This is a genomic window from Sphaerisporangium fuscum (genome assembly GCF_018531465.1).
Lineage (GTDB): Bacteria > Actinomycetota > Actinomycetes > Streptosporangiales > Streptosporangiaceae > Sphaerisporangium > Sphaerisporangium fuscum.
Window position 1 is genome coordinate 57641 of the sequence record NZ_JAHDTF010000020.1, and the last position, 14441, is coordinate 72081.

The 14441-nt window shown below is 72.2% G+C and carries 13 protein-coding genes; 11 read left to right on the plus strand and 2 right to left on the minus strand.

The annotated features are described in order from the left end of the window. Nucleotides 1–96: 96 nt before the first annotated feature. Nucleotides 97–744: an NAD(P)-dependent oxidoreductase gene (locus KIK05_RS24765; protein WP_214413210.1), complete on the plus strand. Its 648-nt coding sequence runs from the start codon at nucleotides 97–99 to the stop codon at nucleotides 742–744. An 18-nt stretch (nucleotides 745–762) separates the two neighbouring features. On the opposite strand, the gene KIK05_RS24770 is transcribed toward KIK05_RS24765, so the two are convergent. Continuing rightward, entirely contained in the window at nucleotides 763–1017 is a 255-nt protein-coding gene (locus KIK05_RS24770; protein ID WP_214413211.1) for a hypothetical protein, read from the minus strand. 118 nt (nucleotides 1018–1135) lie between these two features. Between KIK05_RS24770 and KIK05_RS24775 the strand changes: the two genes are divergently transcribed. The 6 genes from KIK05_RS24775 to KIK05_RS24800 all read left to right on the plus strand — a co-directional run bounded on the left by KIK05_RS24775 (nucleotide 1136) and on the right by KIK05_RS24800 (nucleotide 9587). Then, complete coding sequence (locus tag KIK05_RS24775; protein WP_214413212.1) at nucleotides 1136–2746, plus strand: ABC-F family ATP-binding cassette domain-containing protein; 1611 nt, start codon at nucleotides 1136–1138, stop codon at nucleotides 2744–2746. Nucleotides 2747–2882: 136 nt separating this feature from the next. Beyond that, the gene (locus KIK05_RS24780; protein ID WP_308250099.1) at nucleotides 2883–3668 is read left to right on the plus strand and encodes an FxLYD domain-containing protein; all 786 of its coding nucleotides are present in this window, start codon (nucleotides 2883–2885) and stop codon (nucleotides 3666–3668) included. A gap of 86 nt (nucleotides 3669–3754) precedes the next feature. Beyond that, nucleotides 3755–4861, plus strand: coding sequence for a saccharopine dehydrogenase family protein (locus KIK05_RS24785; protein ID WP_214413214.1), 1107 nt, complete (start codon nucleotides 3755–3757; stop codon nucleotides 4859–4861). 265 nt (nucleotides 4862–5126) lie between these two features. Then, entirely contained in the window at nucleotides 5127–6968 is a 1842-nt protein-coding gene (locus KIK05_RS24790) for a zf-HC2 domain-containing protein (protein ID WP_214413215.1), read from the plus strand. A 43-nt stretch (nucleotides 6969–7011) separates the two neighbouring features. Further along, a complete protein-coding gene (locus KIK05_RS24795) occupies nucleotides 7012–7683 on the plus strand; it encodes a hypothetical protein (protein ID WP_214413217.1) in 672 nt (223 codons plus the stop codon). Between the two features lie 131 nt (nucleotides 7684–7814). Next, nucleotides 7815–9587, plus strand: a complete 1773-nt coding sequence (locus KIK05_RS24800) for a C40 family peptidase (RefSeq protein WP_214413218.1) — start codon at nucleotides 7815–7817, stop codon at nucleotides 9585–9587. Here KIK05_RS24800 and KIK05_RS24805 read toward each other — a convergent pair. After that, entirely contained in the window at nucleotides 9548–10063 is a 516-nt protein-coding gene (locus KIK05_RS24805) for an inorganic diphosphatase (protein WP_214413219.1), read from the minus strand. The genes KIK05_RS24800 and KIK05_RS24805 overlap by 40 nt on opposite strands. A gap of 126 nt (nucleotides 10064–10189) precedes the next feature. Between KIK05_RS24805 and dacB the strand changes: the two genes are divergently transcribed. The 4 genes from dacB to hpt are packed head-to-tail and all read left to right on the plus strand — an operon-like array spanning nucleotide 10190 to nucleotide 14280. Beyond that, the gene (gene dacB, locus KIK05_RS24810) at nucleotides 10190–11566 is read left to right on the plus strand and encodes a D-alanyl-D-alanine carboxypeptidase/D-alanyl-D-alanine endopeptidase (protein WP_308250100.1); all 1377 of its coding nucleotides are present in this window, start codon (nucleotides 10190–10192) and stop codon (nucleotides 11564–11566) included. Nucleotides 11567–11594: 28 nt separating this feature from the next. Continuing rightward, nucleotides 11595–12683 carry an Rv3626c family coenzyme F420 biosynthesis-associated protein gene (locus KIK05_RS24815; RefSeq protein ID WP_214413221.1) on the plus strand — a complete coding sequence of 363 codons (1089 nt, stop codon included), beginning with the start codon at nucleotides 11595–11597 and terminating at the stop codon, nucleotides 12681–12683. Nucleotides 12684–12730: 47 nt separating this feature from the next. Beyond that, nucleotides 12731–13708, plus strand: a complete 978-nt coding sequence (gene tilS, locus KIK05_RS24820; protein WP_214413222.1) for a tRNA lysidine(34) synthetase TilS — start codon at nucleotides 12731–12733, stop codon at nucleotides 13706–13708. 14 nt (nucleotides 13709–13722) lie between these two features. Continuing rightward, nucleotides 13723–14280 carry a hypoxanthine phosphoribosyltransferase gene (gene hpt, locus KIK05_RS24825; RefSeq protein ID WP_214413371.1) on the plus strand — a complete coding sequence of 186 codons (558 nt, stop codon included), beginning with the start codon at nucleotides 13723–13725 and terminating at the stop codon, nucleotides 14278–14280. The last annotated feature ends 161 nt before the right edge of the window (nucleotides 14281–14441 follow it).

The window sequence follows — 14441 nt, forward strand, 5'->3', positions numbered from 1 at the left end:
GGTCCTAGGTATCGTTGCGGGAACCGAGGCCCTCGGGGCTACCGTCTGCGGCGTCGGCCGGGAGGAAGCGATCCCGGCCACGTCGAACGGAGCACCATGAGCAAGATCGTCATCTTCGGCGCGGGTGGACGGGCCGGGCGGCGGGCGGTGGCCGAGGCCGTCTCCCGGGGCCACGAGGTCACCGCCGTCGTACGCGACCCCGCCAGGCACCAGGACCTCGCGGGTGACGGGGTCACGGTCGTCGCCGGCGACGTCACGCGGGCCGACAGCGTGGCCGAGGTCGCCGCGGGGCACGACGCGGCCGTCAACGCGGCCTACACGGCCGAGACGCCGTCGGAGGAGTTCTTCGTCGGCGCCGCGCACGCCCTGCTCGACGGACTGGCGCGGGCGGGCGTGGGCCGGCTCGTGGTGATCGGCATCGGCACGACCCTGGAGACCGCGCCCGGGGTGCGGGTGCTGGACGCGCCGGACTTCCCGGAGGACGCGCGCACCTTCTCGCTCGGGCACGCCGCCGAGCTGGAGGTCTTCCGCGCCGCCGACACCGGGATCGACTGGCTGATGATCGTGCCGCCGCCCGTCTTCCTCGACGCCGAGGCTCCCCGCACCGGGCGCTACCGGATCGGTGGCGAACAGCTGCTGCCGGACGCCGGGGACACCTTCTCCTACGCGGACCTCGCCGTGGCGATCATCGACGAGATCGAGAAGCCCGGGCACCACCGCGCGCAGGTCGGCGTCGCTTACTGATCGGGCGCCCGGCCGGTCTCAGTCCTCTTCGTCGTCGGTGTAGGCCTCGAACAGCTCGTGGCGCAGCAGATCGGTGCGGACCATCAGGGCGCCCAGCAGCTCCTCGTCGTTGAGCCCGTCGGTGCGCCGGAACGCCCAGGACGAGCGCCCCTCGTCGTCGAAGCACTTCACCAGAATGATCGCGCCCAGGGCCGTCCAGCCCTCGGGCAGCGGCGACACGGAGAGCCCGGCCAGCGCCTCGCCCACCGGGACGTAATCATCATCGTCTTCCACCAGACCACCTTACGTTCACCCCTCCCACAGCCGTCACGCACGTCCGGCGCGCCGATATCCAGGTGCGCCGGGCGGCTCCCGCTCGGTACCCTCCGCGAGAAGCGTGGGAGGGATCGTCGTGGGGCATGTCGAGGTAGGCCGGCTCACCTATGTTCTGCCGGACGGGCGGCCGTTGCTGAACGAGGTCTCCTTCCGCATCGGCGAGGGCGTCAAGGCGGCCCTGGTGGGGCCGAACGGCGCGGGCAAGACCACCCTGATGCGGCTGATCGCGGGCGACGTGCGGCCGGTCGAGGGGAGCGTCGCGAGCTCGGGCGGGCTCGGGGTGATGCGGCAGTTCATCGGCGGCATCCGCGACGGCCGTACCGTCCACGAGCTGCTGCTCTCGGTCGCCCCCGAGCGGGTGCGCGAGGCCGCGCGCAAGCTCGAGGAGGCCGAGCTCGTCATGATGGAGCGCGACGACGAGAAGGCCCAGCTGCGCTACGCCCAGGCGATCACCGACTACACCGACGCCGGCGGGTACGACATCGAGGTCCTGTGGGACACCTGCACGGTGGCCGCGCTGGGCGCTCCGTACGACAACGTGAAGTACCGCGAGGTCAACACGCTGTCGGGCGGCGAGCAGAAGCGGCTGGTGCTGGAGGCCCTGCTGCGCGGGCCCGACCAGACCCTGCTCCTCGACGAGCCCGACAACTACCTCGACGTGCCCGGCAAGCAGTGGCTCGAACAGGCTCTCAGGGAGACCCCCAAGACGGTGCTGCTCGTCTCCCACGACAGGCAGTTGCTCGCCAACGCCGCCGACCGCATCGTCACCGTCGAGTCCGGCGGCGTCTGGGTGCACGGCGGCGGCTTCGCGACCTACGCCGAGGCGCGCCGGGAGCGCAACGAGCGCCTCGACGAGCTGCGCCGCCGCTGGGACGAGGAGCACGCGAAGCTGAAGCGCCTGGTCACCATGCTGAAGCAGAAGGCGATGTACAACGACGGCATGGCCCCGGCCTACCACGCCGCGCAGACGCGGCTGCGGAGGTTCGAGGAGGCCGGGCCGCCGGAGGTGGCGCCCAAGGACCAGAAGATCAGCATGCGCCTGCGCGGCGGCCGTACGGGCAAGCGCGCGGTGATCTGCGAGGGGCTGGAGCTCACCGGCCTGATGAAGCCGTTCGACCTGGAGGTCTGGTACGGCGAGCGGGTGGCGGTGCTGGGCTCCAACGGGTCCGGGAAGTCCCACTTCCTCCGGTTGGTCGGGGGTGAGGATGTCCGGCACACCGGCGTCGTGCGGCTCGGCGCCCGGGTCGTCCCGGGACACTTCGCGCAGACGCACGCCCGCCCGGAGCTGCGGGGCCGCACTCCCTGCGAGATCGTCATGAGCGAGCACGCCAAGCTCAAGAACGAGGCGATGAAGGCCCTGGCGCGCTACGAGCTGGCGGGGAGCATCGCCGAGCAGCGCTTCGAGACCCTGTCGGGCGGTCAGCAGGCCAGGTTGCAGATCCTGCTGCTGGAGCTGTCGGGAGCGACGCTGCTGCTGCTCGACGAGCCGACCGACAACCTCGATCTCGCCAGCGCCGAGGCGCTGCAGGAGGGGCTCGACCAGTTCGACGGCACGGTGCTCGCGGTGACCCACGACCGCTGGTTCGCCGCCGACTTCGACCGCTACCTCGTCTTCCGTGCCGACGGCCGGGTGGAGGAGTCGACGGAGCCGGTCTGGGACGAGGCCCGGGTGGTCCGCCCCCGCTGAACGGCCCCGCACCGCCGCCGACTCTGTGCCGCTTAAAGAATTCGTACGGCTTGCGCGTGTCGGAGGAGTGAGGTCCGACTAGGCGGGCTATGACGGCCTTGTGACCCAGCGTAGTCGAACGACGACAGCACTCGTAGTGGCACTCGGGGTGGCGGGGGCGGCCCTCGCCGGCTGCGGCGGTGAGGAGCATGCGCAGCCCAAGCAGCGGCTCAGGCCGCTCGTGGTCAAGGAGCAGACCTCGGCCGTCACCCAGGGGACCGGCGGCTACGTGGTGACCTGGGCGGGCGTGATCGCCAACCCCAACCGCTGGCACTTCGGGGAGAACGTCACCGCCACCGTCGTGGGGCGCGACGCGTCGGGCAAGGAGGTCCTGCGGATGGACCAGCCCCTGGACGCCGTGCCGCCGGGCGGCTCGCTCAAGTTCACCGGGCAGGCCACCGCCTCGGCGAGCCCGGCGGAGGTGAAGCTCTCGTTCAAGCCGGCCCAGTGGCGCGAGGCGGCGCGCATCCCCTCGGCCTTCGTGCCGTTCCCGATCTCGTCGGCGGCCACCGAGAAGCTCGGCAACGGCTCCTACCTGGTCACCGGTGGGGTCGCCAACCCGTTCCAGAAGACGGCGACGAGCCTGGTGGTGACGGCGCTGCTGCGCGACAAGGAGGGCAGGCTGCTCGCCGGCGCGAGCACGTACGTCGACGACGTGCGCGCGGGCACGCCGCGTCGCTTCGTGCTCACCGTGGACGGCCTGAACGCCGCGACGCAGGTGGCGAGCACGGACATCACCGCCCGCACCTGGGGCTCCAGCGGTCGGCCGTATGAGGAACTGGCCCTGAGCGGCGCGGTGCCGCCGAGCACGGTCAAACCGACGACACCGCCATTCGCCAGGGACCGCGGGTACCAGGCGATGCCGGTCGACCGACGGCCGTGAGCGCGGCGCTGGCGGTTCCCACTTCCGGTCGCGACCGGCCTACCCCTCTATGGATCTTGAAATCACCCGCGGGTTACGGTACCTACATGACTTCCCCCCGGATAGTCCTGTTCGGCGCGACCGGCTTCACCGGCCGGCTCACCGTCGAGGCGCTCCTGGCGTACGGCGCCCATCCGGTGCTGGCGGGGCGGGACCCGGCCAGGCTGGAGGCCCTCGCCTCCTCGCTGCCGGTCGAGTTGCCGACCGCCGTCGCCGACGTGAACCGGCCGGCCACGATCCGCCGCATCATCGAGCCGGGCAACGTGCTCATCTCCACGGTGGGACCGTTCGCGCGCTGGGGGGAGCCTGCCGTCGAGGCGGCGATCGAGGCGGGGGGCGTCTATCTCGACTCCACCGGAGAGCCGACGTTCATCCGGCGGATCTTCCAGCGGTACGGGCCCGCGGCGGCCGCGGCGGGCGCCACGCTGCTGACGGCCTTCGGATACGACTACGTCCCGGGGAATCTCGCGGCGGCGATGGCGTTGCGGAAAGCGGGGTCGGAAGCGGTCCGGGTGGATATCGGGTATTTCATCCAGGGCAACATGGCGCGCCGGGCGAGCGCGGGCACTCGGGCTTCGGCCCTCGGAATGGCGCTGGAGCCGATGTACGGCTTCCGTGACGGCCGTATTCTTCGCGAATATGGGCGTACACGGATTTTCTCGGTGGGAGGCCGCCGCAGGCACGGGTTGTCGATCGGGGCCTCTGAGCATTTCGCCCTGCCGCGCATGCATTCCGGGCTGCGCGAGGTGAACGTCTACCTGGGCTGGCTGGGCGCGCTCACCAGGGCCGCCGGGGTGCTGTCGAGGGCGACCCCGTTCATCGCCGCCATCCCGGGCGCCAAGCGGGTCACCAAGGCCGTCGCCGACCGGGTCATCAGATCGGCGAACCGCGACGAGCCCGCCGCGCCCGGCGCCGACGCGATCTCCTCCCAGATCGTCGCCGAGGCCTACGACGCGGGCGGCCGGAAGCTCGCCTCGGTCGAGCTGCACGGCGGCGACCCGTACGACTTCACCGCACGCGCGCTGGCGTGGGGAGCGGTCACCGCCGCCTCCGACGGCGTCCACGCCACGGGCGCGGTGGGCCCGGTGGAGGCATTCGGCCTGGAGAGCCTCGAACGCGGCTGCGCCGAAGCAGGCCTGCGCGCCGTGGCCTGAGCCGCTCCCGCCTCCCGCGCCGCGCAGCTGGCAGGGCCAGATGTGTGCTGTGAAAAACATTCGCATAACGCGGGTTAATCGGCTCGCCTAATCCGCAAGCCTTCTCACGACCGGCGGTTGATGGCGGTATGTCGAATTTGATCGCCATTCCAGGGGTGACCAATGGCGAACAATCTTGCGGACTTTCATTACGGTATTAATACAAGGCCTGTCATGACCCGGAAACGGTGGAGCGAGGAGTTACCGAGCCTTTACTGTCGGTTACATGAATGACAGCGTCCTGGTCGAGGCACTCCGCGCCGGCGATCCTGGTGCCCTCGCTGCCCTCTACGACACCTACGCCGAGAGCCTCTACGGCTACGCCCGAGCCATGCTCGACAGCTCCGACAACGCCCAGGTCGCGCTGCGCGACACCCTGATCGCGGCGGAGGCGCACGTCCACGCGCTGGCCGACCCCGAGCGGCTGCGCGTGTGGCTGTACGCACTGGCGCGGGGCGAGTGCATGCGCAGGCGGTCGGTCGTGCCGGCGGGCGACGGGCAGCCGACCGTGCCGGCCCCTCCCGTCGAGCCCGACGCCCCGGACGCCGACCTGCGGCTCGTCGCGGTCAACGCCGTCGCCGCGCTGCCCGATGACGAGCGCGAGGTCCTCGACCTGCTCACCCGCCATGCCATCCCCGAGGGGGAACTCGCCGCCGTGCTCGGCGTCGCGCCCGCCGAGGCCGAGCAGTCACGCCAGGCCGCGAGCGCCCGGCTGCAGCGGCTCGTCACCGCCGAGATCCTCGCCCGCAACGGCCAAGGCGGCTGCGCCGGCCGGGCGGCCGTCCTCGAAGGCTTCTCCGGTGACCTCGACGCCGGCACCCGCGCGCGACTGCTCGACCACCTCGACGGCTGCCCCTCCTGCGCGCCCCACGGCGAGCGCCAGGTCTCGGCGGCCAAGGTCTTCACCCTGCTGCCCCGGCCGGTGCCACCCGAGACCCTGCGCGTGCGGGTGATGAGCTGTTTCATCGACCCCGAGCTCCTCCCCTACCGCCGCTTCGTCGCGCGGCGCACCGGGCTCCTCGACACCGACGGGTTTCCCCTTCGCGAGATCAAAGGGGATCGGCGCTGGCCTCAGGCTCTTGCGGGCGCTGTGGCGGCGGTCGCGATCGGGATCGGCGTCATAGTGCTGCTCAACGCGCTGAACGGCATGGACGACCGGCTCTCGGGCGTGATCTACGGCGCGTTACCGGCACCGAAGGGATCTTCCGGGCAGAAGAGTCAGGCGCCGGAGGGTTCGGAGGCCGCCGAGTCCCCGGCGGGCCTGACCCCCGTGGCCGAGGGCGGGCCGACCCTCCCCGCGAGGCCCCCGGGCTCCGCCGTCCCCGTGGCGATCGTACGGCCCGGTCCGCCAGGCCTCCCGCGTGTGCCGGCGCCCTCGCCGCTGCCTCCCGGCCGTACGCCGGCGCCGTCCTCACCGGCGCCGGCCCCGAGCGGCGGGTCGTCCACACCGCCCGCCACTTCACCCGCCGCGACCCCGCCTCCGGTCGGCACACCCGTCTCTCCCCGCCCTCCACGGCAGCGGCCACCGGACGACCCGGCCCCGAGGCCGAGCCACCAGCACGGCCACGGGCGCACTCCGTGCCCGTCCACGACACCGACGGCGCCGTCCGCCACACCGTCCGCCCTGCCGTCCGCCCCGCCGTCCGCCGCGCCGACGGCCGTCCCCTCGTCCTCGCCCGCCCCGACCGGTGACCCGTCCCCCACCGCCGCTCCGTCCGCCGGGCATGGCCACGGGCGGCACGGCGGTCCCGGCGGCGTGAGACGGCCCGAGGGGGGCTCCCAGCGGCAGTGGCTGCAGGCGCCCGACCGCAAGCACGGCACGACCGCCGGCCACGACGCCTCCGGCACGCACGACCCCGACGGCGAGCCCCTCACCCCGGCCCCCTCCGCGCGGCCGGCTCGTGGGAGCTCGGCCTCCTCCGCGCGGCCCGTCCGCCCCACCCCGGCCTCTTCCGCGCGGCCCGTCCGCCCCACCCCGGCCTCTTCCGCGCGGTCCGTCCGTCCCATCCCGGCCTCTTCCGCGCGGCCGGCTCGTCCCATTTCGGTCCCCTCCGCGCGGCCGTCATGATCGACGGCCTTTGCGGGGATCTCTGCTCACCTTTCCGGCATTCGTGACGATCCCGGCTTGCCTGTTCGGCGTTCGTGACGACCCCCACCTGGGCCGGCGGGTGTTCCCGCATCCGGTCGCGCCTGAGCTCGCCGGGCTGGTGCCGCGGATCCACCGCGCGGGCTGGCCGGTCTGGCTCGACCCCGGCCCGCGCATGCTCCGCGACGTGCTCGACCTGTCCCGCCTGCAGACCGCCCGCGCCCTCGCCGTCCTGTCCTGGCTCTCCGGCGGCGGCGAGGTGCCGGGCGACCTTTCCTGGTTGTGGTCCGAGCGCCGCCTCACCGGGCCCCGCCAGCGGCTGATGTACGGCGCGGCGGCCCGCGTCCCGGACGACGTGCTCGCCCTGGTGGTCGCCAACTGGACGTGGGTGCTCGGCAACCGCCTCGGGGGCCAGGTCACGGCCCCCTACCTCGCCGGGACGGCGTACGCCGACGACGGCTACGCCGCCGCCCAGGCCACCGTCACGCTGATGCGCATCTGGGAACGGCACGCCGAGGCGCGGCCCGCGCTCGGAGCGGCCTGGGCGGCCGGGCGTACGGCCGCCGACTGGTGCAAGGCCGGCGAGCTGCGTGCCGCGTACGGCCGTGAGGCGCCCGTGTTCACCTATCCGCGCGGCTCTCTACCGCCGTCTGTCGGCATTCGTCCATGGATGTCGCGGCTCCTTCGCCTGGTCTGATCACAGAAAGTGACGAAGAGCGTGTGCGGAGAGTGACTGCTGGGAAACCTGTGAGTTGTGCGCGGCGCGATGTCCCTCCGGCGTCCGCTTGAGATCTCCGTTCGGAGCTTGGCGAGTCGGGAGGAGTGCGGATGCGACACCGTGCGCGTCGCCGCACCGCCGCAGTGGTGATCGTGTTCGCCTGCGGCCTGGTGGGAACCGCGGAATGCGCCGCATGGGCCGAGACGGGCCCCCGCCGGGCCGGAGGCGGCAACCACTGGAAACCCGGCGCTTCCCCGCCCCGCACCGGGCAACCCGCCCTCTCTGCCGTCAAGCCCCGCCGTACGCCGCCCCGGTCGCACCTGCCGCACAAGACGAGCACGCCCGCCAAGGTGGGCGCGCCGGCGAAGGTGAGCAAGCCTGCCAAGGTGGGCGCGCCGGCCAAGGTGAGCAAATCGGCCAAGGTGAGCAAGCACGGCAAGGCGGCCGTGCCGGGCGAACGGTCGATGGCCTGGCCCTCGATGAAGGCGTTGAAGATCCGCGCCGCCGCTCAGGCGAGTCGGTCGCGTCAGTCCGGCAGGCACCGGGGCGGGACGGCGTACGTCTCCAGGTCGGGACGGAGGCTGCTGCCGGCGGCCCCCTCGAAGGCGGAATCCGGGGCGAAGGCGGCATCCGTCGCGCGGCCGGCGACGCGTAGGCGGGCCCTCGAACAGTCCGCGACGAGTACGAGGGCCGCCACGCCCTTGACGGCCGCCAAACGGCCTGGCGCCCCCTCCGCACCCATCAGCGGTACGCGGGCCGCTCAGCCCTCCACGGTCCTCAAGCGGGCCGCTGCCTCCTCCACGGCGGGTACGCAGGCCGCTCAGCCCTCCACGGCCCTTAAGCGCGCCGCTCAGCCCTCCACGGTCCTCAAGCGGGCCGAGAGCTCGTCCACGGCCCCCATGCAGGCCGGTGCCCCTTCCAGGGCCGGTGTGCCGTCCCGGGCGGGTAGGGCGGGCGCGGGCGGTGTGTCGTCCTCGGCCGGTGCGCCGGGCGTACCAGGGAGAGGGGTGTGGGCCGCGAGCCGTGCCGGGGCGGGGGCGAGGCTGGGCGACGTGGCGGCGGACTGGGCGCTGACGCAGCTCGGCAAGCCGTACCTCTGGGCCGGCGCCGGGCCCCTGGCGTACGACTGCTCGGGCCTCACCATGCGTGCCTGGGAGCAGGCCGGGGTCACGCTGTCGCACTGGACCGGGACGCAGTGGCTTTCGGGCCCGCAGGTGCCGCTCAACTCGCTGCGGCGCGGCGACCTGCTCTTCTTCGGCCGCATCAGCGACCACCTGGGCAGCATCCACCACGTCGGGATCTACATAGGCGACGGGCTGATGGTCCACGCTCCCAAGACCGGGGACGTGGTTCGCATCGCCTCCATGTGGCGGCCGGACCTGGTCGGCGTCGTCCGGCCGCGGCCGGGAGCGCCCTTCAACGGCACGGTGACGCCCTACGCTCCCGCGTCACCGTCCAAGGCTCCTCAGACCGGCCCGTCACCGTCCAAGACTCCTCAAGCCGGCCCGTCACCGGTCGCGACCACGCCGGCCAAGGCGCCCCAGAGCGGTGCGTCACCGGCTCCGACGCCTTCGGCGGGAGGTCAGCAGGCCAGGACGCCCACGTCGCCGGGAGAGACCTCGGCCGCCCCGGATCCGGCGCCACCGACCGCGGCGTCCCAGGACAAGACGCCCCAGGACCGGACATCGCCAGGCAAGGCCGTACAGGACAAGGCGCCCCAGGAGCGGACGTCCCCGGGGAAGGCGGTACAGGACCGGACGCCGCCCACCAAGGCGGCGCAGGAGAAGACGGCCGTCCCCGTGCGGGCGGGTTGCCCGGGGACGGCCGTACGGGAGCGGCGAGGTCAGCCCTCCGAGGAGTGCTCCTCCGAGGAGCCCTCGTGATCGATGTGGCGCTTGATCGAGCGCTGGATCTCGTGCTCGGCCTCGACCCGGCCGACCCAGTTGGCGCCCTCGACCGACTTGCCCGGCTCCAGGTCCTTGTAGACCTCGAAGAAGTGCTGGATCTCCAGCCGGTCGAACTCGGGGACGTGGTGGATGTCGCGGATGTGCTCCATGCGAGGGTCGGTGGCGGGGACGCACAGGACCTTGTCGTCTCCGCCCTTCTCGTCGGTCATCCGGAACATGCCGACCGCCCGGCAGCTGATCAGGCAGCCGGGGAACGTGGGCTCCTGGAGCAGCACGAGCGCGTCGAGCGGGTCGCCGTCCTCGCCCAGAGTGTCTTCGATGAAGCCGTAGTCGGCGGGGTACTGCGTGGAGGTGAAGAGCAGGCGGTCCAGCCGGATGCGGCCCGTCTTGTGGTCCACCTCATACTTGTTGCGTTGCCCTTTCGGGATCTCAACGACAACGTCGAACTCCACTGCGGTTCCTCCGCTCAAGCCCCCGTCCACAGCCGGACGGGGGTTAATGTCTCGTAGGCGTATATCCAGGATGACGCATTCGGGAAGAAGGTCGGTGAGGTGGTGCGGCGCGAGCGATTGGTCGCTGTGGCGACCCTCGCCCTGCTCCAGGTGTTCGTGTGCGCTGTGAGCGCCTACGTCCTCGCCGGTGGCAGGCTCGGCGGTCTCGCCGAGAAGCCTCCCGGCACGGCCGCGTCTCCCAAGCCGACTCCCGTCGCCATCGTGACCGCGGGCCCGGTGCTGTCACCGGCTCCCGATGGTTCCCTCCCAGGAAAGGGTACTTTGGCGGCCCGCCTCACCCGTGCGCTGGGAGACCCCGCGCTGGGCGACCAGGTGGCGGTGACGGTGCTGGACGCCCGCGGCGGCACGGTGCTGTTCTCCAGCAAGGCCGACACCGGCCTCACACCCGCCTCCACGACCAAGATCGTCACGGCGGTCGCGGCGCTCAGCTCGCTCGGCCGCGACACGCAGGTGGCCACGCGGGTGGTCCAGGGAGGTGGGCGCGCGATCACGCTGGTCGGTGGCGGTGACGTCACCCTTACCAGCCCCAAGGCGAAGCCCGGCTACCCGGAGTTCGCCTCGCTGGCCACGCTGGCCGCCCGTACCGCCCAGGCGCTCAAGGCGGGAGGCGTCACCTCGGTCACCCTGACCTACGACGACTCGCTCTTCTCCGGCTCGCGAACCGCGCCCGGATGGAAGCCCGGGTACGTGCCGGAGGGCAGCGTCGCGCCGGTGAGCGCCCTGACGATCGACGAGGGCCGCCTGGTCCCGGGGGAGCACACCACCGCCCGGTACCCCGATCCGCCCAAGTCAGCGGCCGAGGCGTTCGCCGACCTGCTCGGCCGGCGTGGCGTCAAGGTGTCGCGTTCGATCAAGCGGGCCAAGGCGGCGCCCACCGCCAAGGAGGTCGCCAGGGTCGAGTCGCCTCCGGTGTACGAGCTGGTCGAGCACATGCTGACCGAGAGCGACAACGACCTGGCCGAGGGGCTCGCCCACCTCGTGGCCCTCAAGGAGGGCAGGCCGGGCACCTTCCAGGGCGGCGCGCAGGCGGTGGAGGCCGTGCTGAAGAGGCTCGGCCTGGCGGAGGGCATCTCCCTCGACGACGGGAGCGGGTTGTCCACCCGCAACCGCATCACCCCGGCGGCGCTCGCCCGCGTGCTCGCCTACGCCGCCTCGCCCGGACAGCCGCAGCTGCACTCCGTCGTCAGCGGCCTGCCCATCGCGGGCTTCACCGGCACGCTGAGCCATCGGTACGCGAAAGCGGACTCACGGTCGGCCGCGGGCGTGGTGCGCGCCAAAACGGGCACGCTCAACGGAGTGAACACCCTGGCAGGGCTGACGCGGACCGCCGACGGCCGGATGATGGCCTTCGCCTTCATGGCCGACAAGGTCAACGACCCGATGGGCGCCATCGCGGCGCTCGACCGGCTGGCCGCGCTCGTCTCGGGATGCGGGTGCTCGTAATTCCGAGGCACGACGTACGGTGGTGAACATGCAGGTGATCGACTGGGATCTCGCCGTTTCCACCGGCGTCCGTCTTGTCCGTCCCGGCCCTCAGGTGAGCCGGGAGGAGGCGAGACAAGCCGTCTCCGAGCTGCGGCGGCTGTCCCGTGAGGCGGAGGGCCACGTGCAGGCCTTCGCCCGTATCAACGGGGCGGCCGAGCCCGAGGAGGCCACGATCGTCGACCGGCCCGGCTGGATCCGCGCCAACGTCGAGGGCTTCCGCGTGGTGCTGGAGCCGCTGACCGAGCGCATGAACGCCCGGCGCAGCCAGATGCCGTCGATCGTCGGCGCCGTCGGGTCGCGGGTCACCGGTGTCGAGGTGGGCGCCGTGCTGGCGTTCCTGGCCTCGCGCGTGCTGGGGCAGTACGAGCTGTTCCTTCCGCCCGACCCGAGCGGGCGGGCGCCGACGGGCCGGCTCACCCTCGTCGCGCCCAACATCGTCCACACCGAGCGCGAACTCCGCGTCGACCCCCGCGACTTCCGCCTGTGGGTCTGCCTCCACGAGGAGACCCACCGTGTGCAGTTCACCGGCGTCACCTGGCTGCGCGAGTACGTCCGCTCCCAGATGACCGACTTCCTGCTGGCCTCCGACATCGACCTCGGCACCCTGCTGGAGCGCATGCGGGCGGCCTCCGACGCCGTCGCCGACGCCATCCGAGGTGGCGAGGGCAACCTCATCGACGCCATCCAGACGCCCGAGCAGAAGGAGATCCTCGACCGGCTCACCGCGGTGATGACGCTGGTCGAAGGCCACGGTGACTACGTCATGGACGCCGTCGGGCCCGCGGTCGTCCCGTCGGTCGCCGACATCCGGGCGAAGTTCCAGCACCGCAGGGAGGGCGGCTCCCGCTTCGACAAGACGCTGCGGCGGCTGCTGGGCATCGACCTGAAGATGAAGCAGTACGCCGAGGGCTCGTCGTTCGTGCGCAGGGTCGTCGACGAGGTGGGCGTCGACGGGTTCAACCGGGTGTGGACCTCGCCCGAGACCCTGCCCGACCACGCCGAGATCAGGAATCCCGAGCAGTGGATCTCCCGGGTCGTCCGCAGGGGCGAGCTGCCCACGGCGGGCGGCGCCTGACGGGGCGGTCCCGTCGCACGAGTGGCGATTCCCGCCACACTAGGAGCATGGGACCCCATCCCGCCGTGGCGGAGATCCGCCGCGCCGTGCGCCTGTCGCTCGCCGACGTGCCGAAGGGCGCTCTCGTCCTGGCCGCCTGCAGCGGCGGCGCCGACTCGCTGGCGCTGGCGGCGTGCCTGGCGTTCACCGCGCCCCGGCAGGGCCTGCGCGCCGGGCTGCTGACCGTCGACCACGGCCTGCAGGAGGGGTCGCGCGAGCGTGCCGAGGAGGTCGTACGGCTGGGGGCCGAGCTCGGGCTCGAACCCGCCGAGGCCCTCACCGTCGCGGTGGGAACGGAGGGCGGTCCGGAGGCCGCGGCCAGGGACGCCCGCTACGACGGGCTTACGCTCGGCGCGAAGCGGCTCGGCGCGTCCGCCGTCCTGCTGGGGCACACCCGCGACGACCAGGCCGAGACCGTGTTGCTGCGGCTGGCCCGGGGGAGCGGCACCCGGTCGCTGGCGGGGATGCCGGCCGCCTGGGGCGTCTACCGCAGGCCACTGCTCGGGATCGGCCGCGAGACCACGCGGGCGGCGTGCGAGGCGCTCGGCCTGGCGCCGTGGGACGACCCGCACAACACCGACCCCGCCTACACCCGGGTGAGGGTGCGCCACGACGTCCTGCCGGTGATCGAGCGGGCGCTCGGGCCGGGCGTCACCGAGGCCCTCGCGCGCACGGCGGCCCTGTGCCGGGACGACGCCGACGCCCTCGACGAGTGGGCCGACGAGGTGTACGCCGAGGTCAGGGGCATCGGCGAGGGCCTGACGGTCAAGGGGCTCGAGAGCCTGCCGGCGGCGGTGCGGCGGCGGGTGATCCAGCGGGCGGCGCTGGCGGCGGGCGCGAACGCCTCGGCGCTGGCGGCCGTCCACATCGAGCAGGTCGACCGGCTCGTCACCGAGTGGCGGGGCCAGCGGCTGGTGGAGCTACCCGGGGGGGTCGGGGTGGTCCGGCGGTATGGCACCCTGATATTCGCCAGCACCCCGACATGAAGGAAAAACCCCAGGTGGACGCAGCCGACATGGGCAAGGACCTCGAAAAGGTCCTCATCCCCGAGGAAGAACTTCAGGCGAAGGTCAAGGAGCTCGCCGGGCAGATCGACGCCGACTACGCGGGCAAGGACCTCCTGATCGTCGGGGTTCTCAAGGGGGCGGTCATGATGATGGCCGATCTGGCGCGCGCGCTGCACATCGAAGTCCAGATGGACTGGATGGCCGTGTCGTCCTACGGCGCCGGCACGAAGTCGTCGGGCGTCGTGCGCACCCTCAAGGACCTCGACACCGATATCGCCGGACGGCACGTGCTGGTGGTCGAGGACATCATCGACTCCGGGCTGACCCTCTCCTGGCTGATCCACAACCTGCGCTCGCGCAACCCCGCCTCGGTGGAGATCTGCGCGTTGCTTCGCAAGCCCGAAGCCGTGAAGGTGCCGATCGATGTGAAATATGTCGGGTTCGACATCCCCAACGAATTCGTGATCGGGTATGGCCTCGACTATGCCGAGCGCTACCGCAATCTCCCGTTCATCGGCACCCTGGCCCGCCATGTATACGGTGCCGAGTAAGCCCTGAGCGAAGTCTTGGGTCGCCAACTGGTGAGATACGGCGTTATTCGGTCTCCTCGTGGGGAACACGGGAGCGCCTGACGTACGTTGGTAGAGCGAAGCCGGTGTCGCCGGGGCAGTGACCCTGCGCCGCGACCCGGTGTACCTTCGGATCTCTCGGA

Excerpts from the sequence above, each read along its gene's own strand:
- KIK05_RS24785 (WP_214413214.1), top strand. The coding sequence starts at position 3,755 with ATGACTTCCCCCCGGATAGTCCTGTTCGGCGCGACCGGCTTCACCGGC.
- KIK05_RS24800 (WP_214413218.1), top strand. The coding sequence starts at position 7,815 with ATGCGACACCGTGCGCGTCGCCGCACCGCCGCAGTGGTGATCGTGTTC.
- KIK05_RS24790 (WP_214413215.1), top strand. The coding sequence starts at position 5,127 with ATGAATGACAGCGTCCTGGTCGAGGCACTCCGCGCCGGCGATCCTGGT.
- KIK05_RS24815 (WP_214413221.1), top strand. The coding sequence starts at position 11,595 with ATGCAGGTGATCGACTGGGATCTCGCCGTTTCCACCGGCGTCCGTCTT.
- tilS (WP_214413222.1), top strand. The coding sequence starts at position 12,731 with ATGGGACCCCATCCCGCCGTGGCGGAGATCCGCCGCGCCGTGCGCCTG.
- KIK05_RS24765 (WP_214413210.1), top strand. The coding sequence starts at position 97 with ATGAGCAAGATCGTCATCTTCGGCGCGGGTGGACGGGCCGGGCGGCGG.